Origin of the sequence: Streptomyces sp. NBC_01261, from assembly GCF_036226385.1 — a bacterium.
Taxonomy (GTDB): domain Bacteria; phylum Actinomycetota; class Actinomycetes; order Streptomycetales; family Streptomycetaceae; genus Streptomyces.
In genome coordinates, this window is the sequence record NZ_CP108463.1 from 1,687,012 (window position 1) to 1,705,885 (window position 18,874).

19 protein-coding genes are annotated in these 18,874 nt (G+C 71.5%); 14 read left to right on the forward strand and 5 right to left on the reverse strand.

Annotation, left to right across the window (positions count from 1 at the left end):
• Positions 1–210: 210 nt before the first annotated feature.
• Both OG226_RS07460 and OG226_RS07465 read left to right on the forward strand, forming a co-directional pair.
• Entirely contained in the window at positions 211–1,524 is a 1,314-nt protein-coding gene (locus OG226_RS07460) for an MFS transporter (protein WP_328675929.1), read from the forward strand.
• A 61-nt stretch (positions 1,525–1,585) separates the two neighbouring features.
• Positions 1,586–2,962 (forward strand): Fic family protein, encoded by a 1,377-nt coding sequence (locus OG226_RS07465; RefSeq protein ID WP_329348351.1) that lies wholly within the window; start codon positions 1,586–1,588, stop codon positions 2,960–2,962.
• 11 nt (positions 2,963–2,973) lie between these two features.
• On the opposite strand, the gene OG226_RS07470 is transcribed toward OG226_RS07465, so the two are convergent.
• Entirely contained in the window at positions 2,974–4,233 is a 1,260-nt protein-coding gene (locus OG226_RS07470; protein ID WP_329348352.1) for a glucarate dehydratase family protein, read from the reverse strand.
• Between the two features lie 78 nt (positions 4,234–4,311).
• Complete coding sequence (locus OG226_RS07475) at positions 4,312–5,712, reverse strand: glycoside hydrolase family 43 protein (protein ID WP_329348353.1); 1,401 nt, start codon at positions 5,710–5,712, stop codon at positions 4,312–4,314.
• Positions 5,713–5,960: 248 nt separating this feature from the next.
• Between OG226_RS07475 and OG226_RS07480 the strand changes: the two genes are divergently transcribed.
• The 4 genes from OG226_RS07480 (at position 5,961) to OG226_RS07495 (ending at position 9,761) form a co-directional block, all read left to right on the forward strand.
• Positions 5,961–7,406, forward strand: coding sequence for an amidase (locus OG226_RS07480; protein WP_329348354.1), 1,446 nt, complete (start codon positions 5,961–5,963; stop codon positions 7,404–7,406).
• Between the two features lie 2 nt (positions 7,407–7,408).
• Complete coding sequence (locus OG226_RS07485) at positions 7,409–7,627, forward strand: hypothetical protein (RefSeq protein WP_328675934.1); 219 nt, start codon at positions 7,409–7,411, stop codon at positions 7,625–7,627.
• Positions 7,628–7,770: 143 nt separating this feature from the next.
• The gene (locus OG226_RS07490) at positions 7,771–9,252 is read left to right on the forward strand and encodes a flotillin family protein (RefSeq protein WP_328675935.1); all 1,482 of its coding nucleotides are present in this window, start codon (positions 7,771–7,773) and stop codon (positions 9,250–9,252) included.
• Between the two features lie 62 nt (positions 9,253–9,314).
• Positions 9,315–9,761 (forward strand): type II toxin-antitoxin system PemK/MazF family toxin, encoded by a 447-nt coding sequence (locus OG226_RS07495; protein WP_019057621.1) that lies wholly within the window; start codon positions 9,315–9,317, stop codon positions 9,759–9,761.
• A 4-nt stretch (positions 9,762–9,765) separates the two neighbouring features.
• On the opposite strand, the gene OG226_RS07500 is transcribed toward OG226_RS07495, so the two are convergent.
• Positions 9,766–10,596 (reverse strand): TIGR02452 family protein, encoded by an 831-nt coding sequence (locus tag OG226_RS07500; protein ID WP_329348355.1) that lies wholly within the window; start codon positions 10,594–10,596, stop codon positions 9,766–9,768.
• Between the two features lie 280 nt (positions 10,597–10,876).
• Between OG226_RS07500 and egtA the strand changes: the two genes are divergently transcribed.
• From egtA to OG226_RS07525, 5 genes are all read left to right on the forward strand, one after another.
• Positions 10,877–12,187 carry an ergothioneine biosynthesis glutamate--cysteine ligase EgtA gene (egtA, locus tag OG226_RS07505; RefSeq protein WP_328675937.1) on the forward strand — a complete coding sequence of 437 codons (1,311 nt, stop codon included), beginning with the start codon at positions 10,877–10,879 and terminating at the stop codon, positions 12,185–12,187.
• Entirely contained in the window at positions 12,184–13,512 is a 1,329-nt protein-coding gene (egtB, locus tag OG226_RS07510) for an ergothioneine biosynthesis protein EgtB (RefSeq protein ID WP_329348356.1), read from the forward strand. Before egtA ends, egtB begins: the two co-directional genes overlap by 4 nt.
• Positions 13,512–14,285: an ergothioneine biosynthesis protein EgtC gene (egtC, locus tag OG226_RS07515; protein WP_329348357.1), complete on the forward strand. Its 774-nt coding sequence runs from the start codon at positions 13,512–13,514 to the stop codon at positions 14,283–14,285. Before egtB ends, egtC begins: the two co-directional genes overlap by 1 nt.
• A complete protein-coding gene (gene egtD / locus OG226_RS07520) occupies positions 14,282–15,244 on the forward strand; it encodes an L-histidine N(alpha)-methyltransferase (protein ID WP_329348358.1) in 963 nt (320 codons plus the stop codon). Before egtC ends, egtD begins: the two co-directional genes overlap by 4 nt.
• 93 nt (positions 15,245–15,337) lie before the next feature.
• A complete protein-coding gene (locus OG226_RS07525; RefSeq protein ID WP_328675941.1) occupies positions 15,338–15,553 on the forward strand; it encodes a dodecin in 216 nt (71 codons plus the stop codon).
• Between the two features lie 25 nt (positions 15,554–15,578).
• Here OG226_RS07525 and OG226_RS07530 read toward each other — a convergent pair whose 3' ends face one another.
• Positions 15,579–16,070: a phosphatase domain-containing protein gene (locus OG226_RS07530; protein WP_328675942.1), complete on the reverse strand. Its 492-nt coding sequence runs from the start codon at positions 16,068–16,070 to the stop codon at positions 15,579–15,581.
• A 72-nt stretch (positions 16,071–16,142) separates the two neighbouring features.
• Between OG226_RS07530 and OG226_RS07535 the strand changes: the two genes are divergently transcribed.
• The 3 genes from OG226_RS07535 (at position 16,143) to OG226_RS07545 (ending at position 17,862) form a co-directional block, all read left to right on the forward strand.
• On the forward strand, positions 16,143–16,565 hold the full coding sequence (locus OG226_RS07535) for a (2Fe-2S) ferredoxin domain-containing protein (RefSeq protein ID WP_328675943.1): 423 nt from the start codon (positions 16,143–16,145) through the stop codon (positions 16,563–16,565).
• 88 nt (positions 16,566–16,653) lie between these two features.
• Complete coding sequence (gene rpmF, locus OG226_RS07540; protein ID WP_329348359.1) at positions 16,654–16,824, forward strand: 50S ribosomal protein L32; 171 nt, start codon at positions 16,654–16,656, stop codon at positions 16,822–16,824.
• A gap of 42 nt (positions 16,825–16,866) precedes the next feature.
• Entirely contained in the window at positions 16,867–17,862 is a 996-nt protein-coding gene (locus OG226_RS07545; protein ID WP_329348360.1) for an LLM class flavin-dependent oxidoreductase, read from the forward strand.
• Here OG226_RS07545 and OG226_RS07550 read toward each other — a convergent pair.
• Positions 17,852–18,874: an alcohol dehydrogenase gene (locus OG226_RS07550; RefSeq protein ID WP_329348361.1), complete on the reverse strand. Its 1,023-nt coding sequence runs from the start codon at positions 18,872–18,874 to the stop codon at positions 17,852–17,854. The genes OG226_RS07545 and OG226_RS07550 overlap by 11 nt on opposite strands.

Here is an 18,874-nt window from a genome sequence, read left to right on the forward strand (position 1 = left end):
TCTTCTGGGTACGGGGAGGTGCGGCGTACGCCCTGAGGAGATGTCCGCACCGGATATGCCAAATCTCTTTTGACTGCGCTATATTTCACGCCTCAACTCCGCTTGCCCATAGGCGTTTTCCCCTCTCCCCGCCCCCGCGAATTCATTTCGCCTTGGTCGGTACCAATCGTTTCCCCTCCGCGATACGCCTCACTGAAAGCTTTCCATTCCGTGGCCATCACCCTGCACGAGGACCGGCCGCCCGCCGGTCGCCATGCAGCCGTTCCGTCCGGCAGCCTGTTCCGACGGATCTACGCACCGCGCATCAGCGACGCCCTGGCGTTCTCCATGTCGACGTACGCCATGCCGCTGCTGGTCCTGGCGATCACCCGGTCCTCGTCGCTGACGGGTCTGGCGTTCGCCCTGGAGTGGACACCGCGGATCGCCGCGTTCGTCCTGGCGGGCAATGTGGTGGACCGGCGCGGCGCGGCGATCGTGTGTTTCCTCGCCTCGCTGCTGCGGGCCCTGGTCCTCGCGGGCGCGGCCGTGGCGCTGGTAATGCTGCCGCGCGGCACCGCGGAGACGGTGACCGTGCTGGTGCTGGCCGCGGTGACCGGCACCCTCACCCAGTTCAGCTTCGTCGCGAACGAGGCCGTGGGCGCGATCGTCACCCGGCGGGCGGAGAACCGGCCGCACGGCGTGCAGTCGGTCCTCATCGGCATCGACCAGACCGCGATGCTCGTCGGCCCTCTGCTCGCGGGCTTCCTGCTGCTGGTCGGCCCGGGCTGGATGCTCGGCTGCCTGACCGGGCTGTCCCTGCTGGCGGCCGTGCTCGGTCTGCAGACCCCGCCCACCCCGCTGCGTGCCGGACGGCCGGTCGGCGAACACACACCCGGCAGTCTGCGGACCGGGCTGCGCATGTTGCGCAAACTGCCCGCCCTGCGCTGGCTGGTGGCGGGCCTGGCCTGCTCCAACCTCGCCCTCGGCCTGCTCCAGTCCGCGAGTCCGATCATCGTGGTCGAGAACTTCGGCCGCTCCTCCGCCGACGTCGGCACCCTGTGGTCCGCCGCCGCGGCGGCGACCCTCCTCGCGGTCACCTGCTGCCGGCTCGCCCTGAGCCACGTCGACCTGTGGGGTGTGGGAGTCGTCTGCGCGACGTTCGCCTCCGCGGCCTGCCTCGCCCTGCCCCAAGCCCCGTCCTACGCCGCCTACATGGTCCTCATCGCGCTGTTCATGGCGGGCGACGGCGGCCTCACCGTCGTCCTGCGCACGCTGCGCTCGCTGGTCATCCCGGCGACGGCCTTCGGCACCACGCTCTCCCTGACCATGCTGCTTCTGCTGCTGCCCTTCCCGGTGGCCGGCATCCTCGTCGCCGTCACCCCGCCGACCCACCTCGACACGGTCGTCCTGTGCTGCGCCCTCGTCCAGGCGGTCGCCCTGGCCATCACCTTCGTCCGGCTGCGCAACGAGCCGACGCTACGCGCGTCCGCCCACCGGCCGCCCCACGCCATGCTCCCGAACGAGCCGTCGACGACGCCGCGTTGACGGTCGGTGGCCTGCGGTAATTCGGTTGAACACAGACCCGCTCGGCGTGCAGGCTTGCGCGGTGCAGAGGGAATGGAACCCGGGTTGTCTGAACTGGGACGAGGTCGAACCCGCGCGTCATCCCTTCGACCCCGAGGCGGCGGCGGAGGTGCTGCGCTCCCTCGGACCGGCCCGCCGGATGCCGACCCGCCCCGACGTCCCCTACGGCGATCCCGTTCTGCGTGACTGGAGTTGGGACGTGGCGAGGCCCTGGGCCGACGCCATGTCGTACGCCCTCGCCGAGCGCTACGGCGACTGGGCCGTGGGCTGGCGCTGGGCGCACGACGAGGGCGACTTCGACGGCGGCCCGGTCGGCAGCTGGTGCTGTGTGACGCACTCGTACACCACACCGGAGGAGACCCTCGACCGGGTGGTCGCCGGACTGTGCGAATGGCGCGACTGGCTGGAGCGGCTCGCGACCCTGTTCGCGGCGTACCCGCTGGACCTGGCCGACGTGGCGGACCAGCGGATCCTCTGGGAGTGCGCCGCCCGCAACCTCATCTTCCAGGCGTACGACCGCACCGGCTCCGGCAGCGGCTGGTACGGGCACTGCCGTCAGGTGCTCACCTGGTTCCTCAGCCACTGGCGCATCGACCCCGACACGGCACAGGAGTTGGTCGACACGGCGATCGACGGCCGGTTCAAGAGCTGGACCGGCCCGGACCGGGTCCTGGTCGACGACATCGCGGAGCGTCTCGCACTCTCGCTACGGCCCGACGACACCGTGGGACCGCCCGCCCCCGGCCCCTTGCCGGACCATCTGCGGAGCTGGCTCGCGGTCCGCGAGACCGTGCCGTGGGAGGACGCGCCGGACGGCGGCGGGGACGAGCCGGTCGTTCCGTCGCGCGACGGCGCGGCGGAGTACATACGCGCCTTCGACCGCACCGTGTCGGCCGCTCGCGGCGAGGGCCTGCTCACCGCCCTGGACCTGGTGCGGGCCGACGCGGCGCGCGGTGCCCGGCTCGACTTCGAGCTGCTGCGCGGCTGGCAGCAGCACGTCCTCGGCACACCCGAACCACCGTCGTTCCGCACCCTGCCGGCCTTCGCCAAGAAGGGCAGGGAGCGCTACGGCGTCGGCCCCGACACCCGTCAACGCCTCGACGCCTGCCTGGCCGAGAGCACACGGGACGCAGACCGGCCCCTCCCGCTGACCGCCCGGGCCGCCCGTGTCTGTCTCGACGTGTGCTTCTTCCATCCCTTCGACGACGGCAACGCCAGGTCCGCCTTCCTCGCCCTCGTCTTCGTCCTGGCCCGCGAGGGCGTCACCCTGGACTCGGTCACTCTGCTCCGCCGTATCAGCCACGCGGCCGACGACCCGCGCAGCGGGGTGATCATGTGCCGGTCCGTCGACCTCCACCTCAGGGAGACCCGGCGTCACGTCGCCTCAATCACCGCCTAGGTAGGGCGAGTTCACCACCTGGGGAGTCTCAGCTCGTACTCGGGCCGGACCCGCCGCAGGTACCCGGTGTCGTCCCGGCCGCGCACACCCGAGTCGAGGTAGAGCCGGTGCAGCCGGTCGAGGGCGTCGTGGTCGAGTTCCACACCGAGGCCGGGACCGGTGGGGACCCTGACCGCGCCGTCCCGCAGCTCCAGTACCCCGGGGACGACGACGTCGTCGGCCGAGTTCCACGGGTAGTGCGTGTCGCAGGAGTGGTCGAGGTTGGGGATGGCCGCCGCGACATGGGTCATGGCGGCGAGGCTGATGCCGAGATGCGAGTTGGAGTGCATGGACAGTCCGAGCCCGAACACCTCGCAGACGACGGCCAGTTCACGGGTCCGGCGCAGTCCGCCCCAGTAGTGGTGGTCGGTGAGGAGGACCTGGATCGCGCGCTGCTCGATCGCGGGCCGCAGATGTTCCCAGGCGATCACGCACATGTTGGTGGCGAGCGGGAGCGGTGACTCCTTCGCGACCTGGGCCATGCCGGGGATGGTGGCGGTCGGGTCCTCCAAGTACTCCAGGACGCCTTCGAGTTGGCGGGCCACGTATGTCGATGTCTGTTGCGTCCAGGCCGTGTTGGGGTCCAGCCGCAGCGGCCGGCCCGGGAAGGCCTCGGCCAGGGCCCTGATCGCGGCGATCTCCTCGTCGGGCGGGAAGACACCGCCCTTGAGCTTGAACGACCGGAAGCCGTACCGCTGTTGCATCAGCCGGGCCTGCTCGACGATCCCGGCGGGGTCCAGCGCCGCGCCCCAGTCGTCGCCCACCGCGGGCTTGCCGTCCAGGGCGGGGTGTTCGGCCCACTTGTAGAAGAGGTACGCGGCGAAGGGCACGGCGTCGCGGACCTTGCCGCCGAGCAGGTCGCTGACCGGGCGTCCGAGCAGCTTGCCCTGTGCGTCGAGGCAGGCCACCTCCACCGCCGAGCCGGTCCAGCCGCGTTCGTGGGAGCTGGGGACGGTCGGCAGCAGGGCGGCGTCGATCGCGGCGACGAGGGCCGTCGTGTCGAAGACGTCCATCCCCACGACGACCTTCGCCGCCGCCTCAAGTCGCTCCAGCCGGACCGTGCCGCCCGTGGACTCGCCGAGGCCCACGGTGCCGTCCTCCAGCACCAGTTGGAGAACGGACCGCAGGGCCAGCGGCTCGTGGACGCCGTTCGAGTTGAGGAGGGGCGGGTCGCGGAAGGCGATCGGGGTGACGATCAGCTCGCGGATCCGTGTCGCTGCCGTACCGCTCATGCGCCCAGCGCCTCCAGGCCATGGCTGGTCAACGTCGTGCGCATTCTGCCCCGTTCCGGCGGATCACAGTCATGTGTCTCAGGCCCAGGCCGTCACGGGCACGAACGAGCTGTCCGTCCGGAAGAGGTCCGTGCCGTCCGTCGGGTCCACCCGCAGTTGGTAGTTGTAGTGGCGGAGGTAGTGGCCGGGGTAGTTGTACGACTCGAGACGCAGCGCACCGGTGCCGGCGCCGGTCCGGGCGTAGAACGTGGCGTCCCCGGCGAAGGTCGCCGTGCCGTCGTTCGCGTCGAAGCGGCCCCGGAAGTCGTAGTGGCGCAGGTACTTGCCGGCCGCGTCCCGGAAGGAGAAGCCGGTCGCGTCGGCGAGGCCGGCGACGACGGTGAACGTGGACGCCTGCTTCAGGGCGGTGCTGCTGGAGCCGGTCACCACCGGCAGGTTGAGCAGCGAGGACACCTCCTGCCAGTAGCGGGTGGGGTAGTTGGCGGACTGGAAGGAGCGGGTGACACCGGTCGCGAGGCTCGGGCCGCCGGACACCGTCTCCTTGATGACCGTGAAGTGGCGTGCCGTACCGGAGAGCGTGGTGAGCGCGGTCGGCGCGGACCAGGTGGCGAAGGTGTCGTAGCTGTCGCTGTAGTAGTAGGTGCCGTCGCCGTAGCCGTCGAAGAAGATCCGCCAGCCGCCGTTGTCGAGTTGTACCACCGAGGGGCCCTCGCGGTAGCTGCCCCAGCCGGCCCAGTCGCCGGTCCGCGAGATCGTGTAGGGGCCGGTGAGGCTGGTGGCGGTGCCGTACTCGATGTACTTCGCCGTTTCGTTCTTGGTGAAGGCGTGGTAGGTCGAGCCGATCCGCACGATGTAGGTGTCGATGTGGTTGGAGCCGATGCCGGACAGGGCGACCGGTGAACTCCACGCCGTCAGGGCGGAGTTGGTCGCCTTCAGCCGGTACGGCGTGAAGATCCACTCGTCGTCGGTGGTGGAGCAGGACACGATGACGTTGACACTGCCGTCGCCGTCGACGAACCACTCGGGCGCCCAGGCCCGGGACAGGCCGGTGATCGGGACGGTGTAGTCGTACAGGAACGTCCAGTCGACCCGGTCGGCGCTGCGCGCGAAGCCGATGGTGGTGCTGACGTCCTCCCAGGTGTGGGTGGTGTACGTCAGGTAGTAGGAGCCGTCGGTGTGCTTGAACACGCCCGCGTCGCGGATGCGGTTGCTCGGCGGGGTGTAGGCGGAGGCCTGGACGAGGCGGAAGTCGGTGGCGTCGTCGGACTGGTAGACGTTGACGGTGCCGTCGTCGCTGTTGAGGAACGGGACGATCGTGTACCGGGTGGCGTAGCCGCTCGACGGGGCTGCGGCCGACGCCGTGCCGAGCAGTCCGGGGGCCTCGCCCAGGACCAGCGCCGAGGCGGGCAGGACGGCCAGCGCGCGCAGCAGGGTGCGGCGGGACGGCGTGCGGGGCGGTGTGGGGGGACGTGTGGTCACGGGCGGCTCTCCCGGAGACTCGGATGTTCGTCATGTCGAACGAGGTTCGTGAATTCGGTCAGAAAGTAGGGGTGAGGCAGGAGCACGTCAATGGTTTGCGCAATGCTGGATGATCTCTGTGGGACGCCTGTGACGTACGGCCGGTGCGCGGCCAATCGTGCACGCCACACGGGAAGTTGCCACATCCGCGGCACACCGGCCGCCCGGACGTTACCGTTCGGTAGACCAAGCGCTTCCGGAGGTGCCGCATGACGCCCGACCGTTCCGCAGGCCTGGCCGAGTCCGCCCGCGCGCTGGCCGCCGGGGAGGTGACCGCGCGGGCCCTGACCGAGGAGGCCCTGGCCCGGATCGAGTCGGCTCAGGCCTCCCTGAACGCATTTCGGCTCGTACGGCGGGAGGCGGCGCTCGCCGAGGCCGAAGCCGCGGACAAGGAACTGGCCGCCGGAGTCCGCAAACCGCTGCTCGGCGTGCCGGTCGCCGTCAAGGACGACATGGACGTGGCGGGCGAACCGACCGCGTTCGGCTGCCGGGGCGAGTTCCCGCCGGTGACCGCGGACGGCGAGGCGGTACGCCGACTGCGGGCGGCCGGGGCCGTGATCGTCGGGAAGACGAACACCTGCGAGTTCGGGCAGTGGCCGTTCACCGAGGGGCCGGCGTTCGGCGCGACCCGCAATCCGTGGAACTCCCTTCACACGCCCGGGGGTTCGTCCGGTGGATCGGCGGCGGCGGTCGCCGCCGGCCTGGTCCCGGCCGCGCTCGGTTCGGACGGCGCCGGTTCGGTGCGCATCCCCGCCTCCTGGACCCACCTCATCGGCGTCAAGCCGCAGCGCGGCCGCATCTCGACCTGGCCACGCGGCGAGTCCTTCCAGGGCATCACCGTCAACGGCACCCTCGCCCGTACGGTCGCCGACGCCGCCCTGCTCCTGGACGCGGCCAGCGGCAACCACGCGGGGGACCTGCACCGCCCGCCCGCGCTCACCCTCGCGGAGGCGGTCGGCCGCGACCCCGGCCGACTGCGCATCGCCCTCTCCCTGAAGCCGCCGTTCACCGCGCTGCCCGCCCGGCTCCAACCGGAGGTACGGGCCCGGGTCCTCGAACTCGCCGAGCAGCTCGCCCAGTTGGGCCACACGGTCGTAGAGGACGATCCGCCGTACGGCCGGATCGGGTTGACCTTCCTCCCCCGCGCCACCGCCGGTGTCGCCGAGCGGGTCCGCGAGGCACCGCACCCCGAACTCCTCGACCCCCGCACCTTGGAGGCCGCGCGCCTTGGCCGACGGCTCGGCGGGGCCGCGCTGCGGGCGGCGCGGCGCGCGGAGGCGACCCTGCACGACCGGTTCGGGGCGTTCTTCGGGAGGTACGACGTGGTCCTCGCGCCGACAACTGCCGCTCCCCCGCCCCTTGTCGGCGCGATGCTCGACCTGGGCGGCCTGGCCACCGACCGTGCGATGGTCGCCGCCTGCCCCTACGCCTGGCCGTGGAACATCCTCGGCTGGCCCGGCGTCAACGTCCCCGCGGGCTTCGTGGCGGGCGGACTTCCGGTCGGCGCCCAGCTGTTGGGCCCGTCGAACAGCGAGCCTCTGCTGCTGTCCCTCGCCGCGCGGTTGGAGGCGGACCTGCGCTGGCACGAGCGGTGGCCGGAGCCGGTCACCGCGGATTCCCCGGCGGCACAGGCGGGTCGGGCCCGTACCCTGTGACCATGCAGGATGCGTCGATGGTCGGGCTGATGGGGCGGGTCACCGGGACGGTCGGGCCCGGGCTCGTCGGCGAGGTGATCGTCCGGGTGCGCGGGGGCGCCGAGCACTTCCTCGCGTACGCCGCCACGGGCACGGACCGGATCGAGCCGGGGACCGTGGTGATGGTGGTGGAGTACCTGCCACCGAGGACGGTCTACGTCACGCGGGCATACGACAGTTGAGCTGCCTCCTTCGCAGGTGAGAGCGATTCAGCTGCGTATGCGTCAAGATTGCAACAAGGATCCGTCAGCGTCTGTACCCCGGTGTCGCGCAGGCGCACACTCCCTTCGTTCGGTGCCGAAAGGGCACCATCACAAGGGGGCGTATGCCGATGGTCATCGGCGTCGTAGCGGGGGTGGCGGTTCTCGCCGTTCTCGTACTGATCGGTCTGTTCAAGTCGATGTGGCGGGTCGCGGAGCCCAACGAGGCACTCATCATCTCGGGTTCCAAGCACCGCACCGAAGGCCTTGAAGAGGGCATGGGGTTCCGCATCGTCACGGGGCGCGGCACGCTGGTGCTGCCCGGTGTGCAGGCGGTGCGCAAGATCTCGCTCGACCTCAACGAGACCGAGCTGCACGTGGATTGTGTGACCACGCAGGGAATTCCGCTCAAGGTGCGGGGCGTGGTCATCTTCAAGGTGGGCGACGACTTCGTGTCGATCGCCAACGCGGGACGTCGTTTCCTCGACCAGCAGAAGATGATGTCGGAGCGGGTGCACAACGTGTTCGCCGGTCATCTCAGGTCCATCGTGGGCGGGTTGACGGTCGAGGACATGATCCGCGACCGCGAGAAGCTGACGGGGCAGACCCGTGCCGCCTGCGGTACGGAGATGGAGAAACTGGGTCTGATCGTGGACTCGCTGCAGATCCACGAGATCGAGGACCCGACCGGGTACATCAAGAACCTCGCGATGCCGCACGCCGCCGCCGTACAGCGGGACGCGCGCATCGCGCAGGCCGAGGCCAACCGTCTTGCCACCGAGGCCGAGCAGAAGGCCGCGGCACGGATGTCGGAGGCCACCCGGGACAGCGAGATCCTCCAGGCCGGCTACCAGGCCGAGCGCGACAAGGCGGCGGCGAAGGCCCGACAGGCCGGACCGCTCGCGGACGCCGCCGCCCGGCAGGACGTCGTCGTCCAGGAGACCCGGATCGCCGAACTCGACGCCCTGCGCCGGGAACAGCAGCTCCAGGCGGACGTCCGCAAGCCCGCGGACGCCCAGGCGTACGAGACCCGGGCCCGCGCCGAGGCCGAGCGCGACGCACGGATCTCTGCGGCTCAGGCCAAGGCCAAGGAGACCGAGTTGGCGGCCACGGCCGAGGCGAGCCGGATCAAGACGGCCGCGCTCGCCGAGGCCGAGGCGACCCAGGCACGGGGTGCCGCCGCCGCGACGGCCACCAGGGCGACCGGTGAGGCCGAGGCCGCCGCAGCGCAGGCGAAGGGTCTGGCCGCCGCCGAGGCGACCCGGGCCCAGGGTCTCGCCGAGGCGGAGGCCATCAAGGCGAGGGCCGCGGCTCTCGCCGAGAACCAGGAGGCCGTGGTCGCGCAGCAACTCGCCGAGAACTGGCCGGAGATCGTCAAGGCCGGCGCGTCCGCGTTCGGCAGCATCGACAACATGGTGGTCCTCAACGGGGCCGACGGCATGGCGGAGATGCTCGCCAAGGCGCTCACCATGGGCGGCACGGGCCTCGGTCTGGCCCGCCAGCTGCTCTCGTCGATGAACCAGAACGGGCCGACCCCGAACGGGACTTCGGCCCTGAACGGAGTCACGGCACCGCCGTCGCAGAAGGTGCCGGTGGAGAAGGAGTAGCGGTGATCGTCTGACGGGCGCCCGGCGTCCGGGGTCACGGAGGCACGTTCTAAGGTGCCTCCGTGACCGCCTTTACCGATGAGAACGTTCCGGGCCGCTTCGGCCCCTCCGCCACCACCGAGGCCGACCCGCGCGAGGTCGGCAAGGTCCGTACCGAGTACTCCCCCGCGCACGACGGCGACCCCGACCCCGGCGAGATCGTCTGGACCTGGGTGCCGTTCGAGGAGAACGACGGCCGGGGCAAGGACCGCCCGGTCCTCGTCGTGGCCCGTGAGCCCGGCGGGACCCTGCTCGCCGTCCAGCTGTCCAGCAAGCGCCACGACGGCGACCGCGAGTGGGTGGCGATCGGCAGCGGCCCCTGGGACAAGTCCGGCCGCGACTCGTGGGTCGACGTGGACCGCGTCCTGCGCCTGCACGAGGACGGCATGCGCCGGGAGGCGTGCGCGATCGACCAGATGCGCTTCAACCTCGTCCGGCACCGGCTGCACGAGCGCTACGGCTGGACCTGAGGAGTTACTTCTGCTTCTGGAGCTGACGCTCCGGAAACGTCCGTACGAACGCGTCCCGGACCGTCGCACCCGGTGTGCGGTCCAGGACGCCGAAGACCACGTGCTCGAAGGCCGCGGCGAACCGTCCACCCGGCCCGAGCAGCGCGTGGAAGGCGCCCGCGACCTGCGCCGGGTCGTTCCGGAACACCCCGCAGCCCCAGGCGCCCAGGACCAGTCGCCGGTAGCCGTGCAGAGCGGCCGTCTCCAGGACCCGCTCCGCCCGTACGGCGACGGCACGCGGCAGCTCGGCCGCGCGCTCGGGTGCCGTGCGCAGGACGACCCCCGCGTTCGGTGCGGCGGCGGTCAGGAATCCGGCGGTGTACGGCTCGTCCAGGAGGCGGCCCTTGTCGTCGCGGAAGACGGGGACGGCCGGTGAGTGGATGACCCGGTCCGTGTAGAACGGATCGCGGTGGTCGCGGTGGTGGTCGTAGAAACCGCGGGTTTCGAGCAGGCACGTGTACAGGGCGGAGGCGCGGCAGAGGGCCTCTTCCTGGGCCTGTGCGCCGTTGAGAAAACCGCCGCCGGGGTTGCGGGCGGAGGCGAAGTTCAGGACGGCGACCGGGCCGGTCAGTCGGCGGGCGGCCTCCAGGCTGCTCTCACCGGTGACCTCGACGACCATGTCCACGGGCGAGAACGGCGATATCCGCACCGGTTCCGGTCCGTGCAGGCGCGTGCCCGCGCGGGCCGCCTCGGTCTCGGCTGCGATGGACACCTCGCGCCCGTCCGCCGCGCGATAGCCCCCGGCCGCGACGATCTGCTCGGTCTGCCGCGCGATGCCGCGCAGGCGCGCGCTCATGGCATAACCCCCGTGTACGCCATGAACGCGCGCCCCGCGATCTCCCCCGTGTTCTCCCCCGTCGTGCTCATACCTGCATCCTGAGCGATGCTGGTCGTGCGGTGCAACGGAGTTTCCGGGCCCCGCGAACAGACGGCGAACCGGAGATTACCGATCCCGAACGTGGCAATACGCACCCTTGTGCGACGCGGCACGAGGGTCTTGGGTGGTACGAGTGTGCCGACCCGGGCCCAACCGAAACCGGGCCGGTGGCATGGTGGAATCTCAGGAGGATCCCGACATGTCCGATACGGCAAGTGACTGTAGCGACTGTACGGAGCCCCGTACCGCGGTCACCGAACCCGAGGTGGAAGCCCTGGTCAGGGGCATCTGCTTCAAGACCGGTCCGCCCCGAACACTCGGGGTCGAAGTGGAATGGCTCGTCCACGAGCTGCGCCTGCCGCAGCTCCCCGTGACACCCGAACGACTCGAAGCGGCCTACGCCGCCTTGAGGACCGTGCCTCTGAGGTCGGCGCTCACCGTCGAGCCCGGCGGCCAGCTGGAACTCAGCTCGTCGCCCGCCGCCTCCCTGATGGAGTGCATCGGTTCCGTCTCCGAAGACCTGGACGCCGTCCGCGCGGTGCTGCGCCGTGACGGCCTGGGACTGGTCGGTGTCGGCCATGATCCCTGGCACCCGCCGCGCCGGTTCCTGCACGAGCCGCGCTACGACGCCATGGAGCGCTGCCTCGACCGCACCGGCCCCGCCGGCCGCCGCATGATGTGCACCTCGGCATCGGTGCAGGTGTGTCTGGACGCCGGTTACGAGGAGCCGGGTCCGCTCGGCCTCGGCCGGCGCTGGTGGCTGGCGCACCAGTTGGGCGCGGTCCTGGTGGCCGCGTTCGCCAACTCCCCGCTGGTCGGCCGCAGCCCCACCGGCTGGCGCTCCACCCGGCAGCTGATCTGGATGGAGATCGGCCCCGGCCGCGCGGGCGGTCCGGCCCTGGACGCGCGGCCGCGCGACGCCTGGACCGATCACGTCCTGGACTCGCCGGTGATGTGCATACGGCAGGACAGCGGCCCGTGGGAGGTCCCGGAGGAGCTGACGTTCCGGGAGTGGATCAGGTCGGGGGCGCCCAGGCCGCCGACCCGTGAGGATCTCGACTACCACGTCTCGACGCTGTTCCCGCCGGTCAGACCACGCGGCCATCTCGAACTGCGCATGATCGACGCGCAGCCCGGCGACGATGGCTGGATCGTCCCGCTGGCCGTGACGACCGCGCTGTTCGACGACCCCGAGGCCGCCGAGACCGCGTACCGGGCCGTGAAGCCGCTGGCCGAACGGGCCCAGGGGCTGCCCGCGCCGCACAATCCGCTGTGGATCGACGCGGCCCGCTACGGGCTGTCCGACCCGGAGCTGCACGAGGCCGCCCTCGTCTGCTTCGCGGCGGCTCTTGAGGCCCTGCCCCGGCTCGGCGCGACCGCCGGGGTCACGGACGCCGTCCGCGCGTACTTCGACCGCTATGTCGTCCGGGGCCGCTGCCCCGCCGACGACCTGCTCGACCGCGTGCGCGGCACGGACAGCCGCCCGCACGGGAAGGACATCCGCACATGACCGACGCCGACACCTCCACTGACATCGATATCGAGGCGCTCAGGCAACGGGCGTTGACCACCCTCACCACGGCCCGGGACCGCACCACACTCCTCACGAGCTGTGTGGACGAGCCCGAACTCACCGCGCAGGTCTCGCCGTTGATGTCCCCGCTGGTCTGGGACCTCGCGCACATCGGCAACCAGGAAGAACTGTGGCTGCTGCGGGCCGTCGGCGGCCGGGACGCGATGCGGCCCGACATCGACGGCCTCTACGACGCGTTCGAGCACCCGCGTTCCGAACGCCCCTCGCTGCCGTTGCTGCCGCCCCCGGAGGCGCGGCAGTACGCGGCCGAGGTGCGCGGCCGGGTGACGGACGTACTGGAGAGCCACGCCTTCCGCGGGACCCGGCTCACCGACATGGGCTTCGCCTTCGGGATGGTCGCCCAGCACGAACAGCAGCACGACGAAACGATGTTGATCACCCATCAGCTCCGTACGGGCCCGCAGGCGTTGACCGCCCCGGACCCGGAGCCGGTACCGCTGTTCACCGGCCCGTCCGAAGTCCTGGTCCCCGGCGGCCCGTTCACGATGGGCACCTCCACCGAGCCATGGGCGCTGGACAACGAACGGCCCGCGCACCGGCGGGAGGTGGCCCCGTTCCACATCGACACGACTCCGGTGACGAACGGCGCGTATCTGGCGTTCATCGAGGACGGCGGCTACGACGACCCGCGCTGGTGGACGAAGGAGGGCTGGGCGCACGTCCGCCGCACCTCCCTGACGGCGCCGGAGTTCTGGCGCCGGGAGGCGGGCCAGTGGCTGCGGCGCCGGTTCGGCGTCACGGAGGCCGTACCGCCGAACGAGCCGGTGGTGCACGTCTGTTGGTACGAGGCCGACGCCTACGCCCGGTGGGCCGGACGCCGGCTGCCCACCGAGGCCGAGTGGGAGAAGGCGGCCCGCCACGACCCGACGGCCGACCGCTCGACGCGCTACCCGTGGGGCGACGCCGACCCGGCACCCGAGCACGCCAACCTGGGTCAACGGCACCTGCGCCCGGCCCCCGCCGGCAGCTATCCGGCGGGCGAATCGCCGCTCGGCGTACGTCAGTTGATCGGTGACGTGTGGGAGTGGACGTCGAGCGACTTCCTGCCGTATCCGGGGTTCAGGGCGTTCCCGTACAAGGAGTACTCGGAGGTGTTCTTCGGCCCCGAGTACAAGGTGCTGCGGGGCGGTTCGTTCGCCGTGGACGAGGTGGCCTGCCGGGGCACGTTCCGCAACTGGGACTATCCGATCCGGCGGCAGATCTTCTCCGGCTTCCGCACCGCCCGCTCGGGGGCCGTCTGATGTGCCGTCACCTGGCGTACCTGGGACCCGAGGAGCCGCTGGGCCGGCTCCTCGTGGACCCGGAGCACAGCCTGTACCACCAGTCCTGGGAGCCCCGGCGGCAGCGGCACGGCACGGTCAACGCCGATGGTTTCGGGGTGGGTTGGTACGCGGAGGGCGACCCGGTGCCGGGCCGCTACCGGCGGGCCGTGCCCATCTGGGGCGACCAGTCCTTCGCCGACCTGGCCCGCGTGGTCCGCTCGGGGGCGCTGCTGGCCGCCGTACGGGACGCGACGTTCGCGGGCGGGGACGGGGAGGCCGCGGCGGCGCCGTTCGCCGCGGGCCCCTGGCTGTTCAGCCACAACGGCGCCGTCACCGGCTGGCCGCAGACACTGGCGGCCCTGGCCCAACGCCTGCCGCCGGTCGACCTGTTGTCGCTGGAGGCCCGCTGTGACTCGGCGTTCGTCTGGGCACTGGTCCTGAGCCGACTGCGGGCCGGTGACGAGGAGGGCCAGGCACTGGCCGACACGGTGACGGAGGTCGCTCACGCGGCCCCCGGCTCCCGCCTCAACCTCCTCCTCACCGACGGCGAGACGATCGCCGCCACCGCCTGGGGCGACACCCTCTGGTACCTCTCGGAGCCCGGCCGCCGCACGGTCGTGGCCTCCGAGCCCTACGACGACGACCCGCACTGGCAGGAGGCCCCCGACCGCACTCTGCTCACCGCGACCCGCACCGAGGTCCTCCTCACCCCCCTGAAAGACCTCGCACCATCGAAGGAGCCCCGTACGTGAGCCCGTTCCTTCTCACCCGCACCCTGCCCGAGGACGCCACCGACGCGGCACTGCGCGCCGACGTCCTGGAGGGTCTCACCAGCACCCCGAAGACCCTCCCGCCGAAGTGGTTCTACGACGCCCACGGCAGCGAACTCTTCGAGCGGATCACCGAGTTGCCCGAGTACTACCCCACGCGCGCCGAGCGGGAGATCCTCGTCGACCGGGCCGGCGAGATCGCCGCCGCGACCGGCGCCCGCACGCTCGTCGAGCTGGGCTCCGGATCCTCGGACAAGACACGTCACCTGCTGGACGCGCTCACCGGTCTGGCCGTGTACGTCCCCGTCGACGTCAGCGAGAGCGCGCTCACGCAGGCCGGGCACGCCCTCATCGAGGAGCGCCCGGGTCTCGACGTGCACGCCCTGATCGCCGACTTCACCGGCGACCTCACCCTGCCGGAGACCCCGGGCCCGCGCCTGCTGGCGTTCCTCGGCGGCACGATCGGCAACCTGCTCCCGGCGGAACGCGCCACCTTCTTCGCCGGCCTCCGCTCGCTCCTCTCCCCCGGCGACGCGCTGCTCCTCGGCACGGACCTGGTGAAGGACGAGCAGGTCCTGGTCAGGGCGTACGACGACGCGGCCGGGGTGACGGCCGCGTTCAACAAGAACGTCCTGACCGTGGTCGACCGCGAACTCGGCGCCGATTTCGACGCCGACGCCTTCGACCACGTAGCCCTCTGGGACACGGACAACGAGTGGATCGAGATGCGGCTGCGGTCCCGCACCGACCAGACCGTGAAGATCCCCGCCCTCGATCTCGCCGTCGACTTCACGGCCGGCGAGGAACTCCGTACCGAGATCTCCGCGAAGTTCCGCAAGGAGGGCGTGCGGTCCGAACTGGCCGCGACCGGGCTGGAGTTGGCCCACTGGTGGACCGACCGGGAAGGACGCTTCGCGCTGTCGCTGAGCGTGGTGCGCTGACATCGGGTGACGGGCCGTCTCGCGCACCGCCGCGCCGTGGGGCACGGTGGAGTAACGCGTGACGCGCCCGTCACGGCCGAGAGGAGTACCCGCATGTCCGAGCACACGTACCGGGTCACCGAGATCGTCGGCACCTCTCACGAGGGCATCGACCAGGCCATCCGCAACGGCGTCGCCCGCGCCGCGCAGACCCTGCGCAGTCTGGACTGGTTCGAGGTGACCCAGGTCAGGGGCCAGATCCAGAACGGGCAGATCGAGCACTTCCAGGTCGGCCTGAAGGTCGGCTTCCGCATCGAGGACGAGGACTGACCGCCCGCCTTGAGCACGAGTGCCCTCAGGTCCGGCCCTCCCCCTCCTGCGCCGCCTCCAGCGCGGCGGAGGGGGAGGTCCAGCGGGCCCGTACGACCCTGAACCCGGCCCGCTCGGCGTCGTCGCAGACCAACTCGTCGTCGTCCACGAGGACCCGGATGTCCCGGTCGCGGGCGAGCCGCTTCAGGATCTCCAGCTTGGTGCGCCGGGCGGGCCTGCGGTCGTCGTTGCGCCGCATGAAGACCCGGCCCTCGGGCAGTCCCTGCGCGGCGAGCCAGGCGAGCGTGTCGCGCCGGCAGCGTTCGGGCCGTCCGGTCAGGTAGACGACCTCGCACTCCTCGGCGCTCTCCAGAGCGAGTGCGACGCCTTCCGCCAACGGCGGGTCCTGGGCGGCGGCACCGAAGAAGCCGTCCCAGTCGCGCGGCTTCCGCTCCAGGAACGGTTGCCGGTGCGCCGTGTCGGCGAGGGTGTTGTCGAGGTCGAACACGGCGAGCGGGCGCTTGTTGTCGGCAGTCACCCGCCCACCCTAGACAGCCGGTCCCGCCACCCCGGCAACGGCCCGCGAGATGCCTGGCCTCATGCTTCTTGCATGTCTGCCGCCACTCCCGCTCCCCGTACGTTCCTCGTCGGCGCCGCCCGCGAGCGGCCCTGCACCCTGGTCGTGTGCCGGGGCTGCTGCTGCGGCGACCCGCGCAAACACCCCGGCACCGACCACGTCTGGCAGCTGGAACGGCTGCGCGCGGGTGCCGCCGAGCACGGTTTCGCGGTGCGTACGACGGACTGCCTGGGCCCCTGCGACCAGGCCAACGTGATCGTGGTCCAGCCGTCGGCGGCGGGACGCCGGGCCGGTGGGCGGCCGACCTGGGTCGGGTTCGCGATGGACGACGACTGCACGGAGGAAGTGCTGGAGTGGGCGGCCGCGGGCGGACCGGGCATCGCCGCGCCGCCCGTCACCCTGGAGCTGCAGTTCATCGACCCGCCCCGGGACGCCCGCGTCCGGTCCCGGCGATGAGGGCCGTGCACGCGACCCCAGATTGCTAATGGGATCCATTTTCACATAGCGTCCTCGGTGCCTGCCAGCCCACCGAGGAGGAATCCCCATGGCCGTTCCCAAGCGGAAGATGTCCCGCAGCAACACCCGCCACCGCCGCGCCCAGTGGAAGGCCACGACGCCCACGCTCATGCCGGTCACCGTCGAAGGCGTGCGCCACCTCGTCCCGCAGCGCCTGGCGAAGGCGTACGAGCGCGGGCTGCTGCGTCCCGAGAACTGACCGCCGCGGGAATGCCGAGGTCTCTCGGGCGTTGACACTGATGTGAGTTCAGTGATCGCCTCGACCCCCTTCTCCGTCCTCGACCGGTCCCGCACCCGCGAGGGGCATCCGCCCGCCGAGGCGCTGCGCGACACCGTGCGATTCGCGCGGGAGGTCGAGGAGCTGGGCTATCACCGGTTCTGGGTGTCGGAGCACCACGGCGTGCCCGGGGTCGCCGGTTCGGCGCCGACGGTGCTGGCCGCCGCCGTCGCCTCGGCCACCCGGAGCATCCGGGTCGGGACGGGCGGGGTGATGCTGCCCAATCACCAACCTCTGGTCGTGGCCGAGCAGTTCGGGGTGCTGGAGTCGCTGTTCCCGGGCCGGATCGACATGGGCCTCGGCCGCTCGGTCGGCTTCACCGGCGGCGTGCGCAAGGCGCTGGGCCGCGACAAGGACGACGCCGACGACTTCGCCGGGCAACTCGCCGAACTCCTCGACTGGTTCCGGGGCACGTCACCCACCGGCGCGCACGCACACCCCTCCGAGGGTCTGAGCGTCCCGCCGTTCGTGCTCGCGATGGGCGAGGGCGCCGACATCGCGGCCCGGGCCGGTCTGCCGATGGTCATCGGCGACCTCCGCAACAGGGAGAGGATGCGGCGCGGCATCGACCACTACCGCGCCCGCTTCCGCCCCTCCCCATGGGCCGCGCAGCCGTACGTCGTCATCTCGGGCACGATCGCGGTGGCCGCCACCCCCGAGGCGGCCCGGCGCCTGCTCGTCCCGGAAGCCTGGTCGATGGCTTACTCGCGGACTCATGGCACCTTCCCGCCGCTGCCGCCCGCCGAGCGTGTGGAGCAACTGCCCATGACCGAGAAGGAGTTCGGCTTCTACGAGGCCGGGCTCGGCGGACAGCTCGCGGGCACCGAGGAACAGGTGGCCCACGAGCTGGAGACGGTGCTGAAGGAGACGGCGGCCGACGAGGTCCTCGTCACCACCAGCACCTACGACCGCGAGGCCCTGCTGGACTCCTACCGGCGGCTCGCCTCCCTCATGGCGTGAGCACCATCCGGAAGCGCGCGGCGCCGGACAGCATCCGCTCGTAGGCCTCACCGGCCTGGTCCAGGGGCACGGTCTCCACCGACGGGCGGATGTTGTGCAGGGCGCTGAAGTCCAGCACGTCCTGCACGTCCTGCGCGGTGCCGGACGGGTGGCCCCGAACCACCCTGCCGCTCATGAGCAGTTGGAGCGGGCTGATCCCCAACGGCGCGGTGTCCGCCCCGATGACGACCAGCTCGCCACGGGGCCGCAGCCCGTCCACGGTCGCCGTCGCGGCGTCGGCATTGCCTGCCGTGGCCAGCACGACCTTGGCGCCGCCGAGGGCCTGCAACGCCTCCGCGACCTCGGTGTCGGCGGTGCTGTCGACGTAGTGGTGGGCGCCCAACTGCTTGGCGAAGTCGGCCTTTTCGGGACCTCGCGCGATCGCCACGGTCTCGAATCCCATCGCGGCCGCGTACTGCACGCCCAGGTGACCGAGGCCGCCGAGTCCGAGTACGGCGACCAGGTCGCCCGGCCCCGCCGAACTGCGCCGCAGCCCGTTGAACGTGGTCACGCCCGCACACCCCATGGGCGCGGCGGCGCTCGCCGAGAGGCTGTCGGGGATCCGGGCGAGCGCGTCGACCGGTGCCACGGTCATCTCCGCGAAGCCGCCGTCGTAGGCCCAGCCGGGCACCTTCAGGTTCTCGCAGACGATGAAGTCGCCCTGCCTGCACGGGGTGCAGTGGCCGCAGCTGCCGCCGAACCAGCCGACGGACACCCGGTCGCCGACCCGCCAGCCGCTGTCCGAGGCGCCCTCGCCGAGCGCGTCGATGTGCCCGGCGATCTCGTGCCCGGTGACGAGCGGGAACCGTACGCCCGGCACTCCGGCGTTCACGAAGAAGGTGTCGCTGTGACAGATCCCGCAGGCCTCCACGGCGATCCGCACATGGCCCGGTCCCGGCTCCGGCACGTCCCGCTCGGCGATGGTGAACTCGCCGCCGGCCGCGCCCACTTGCGCGACTCGATAACTGCTCAT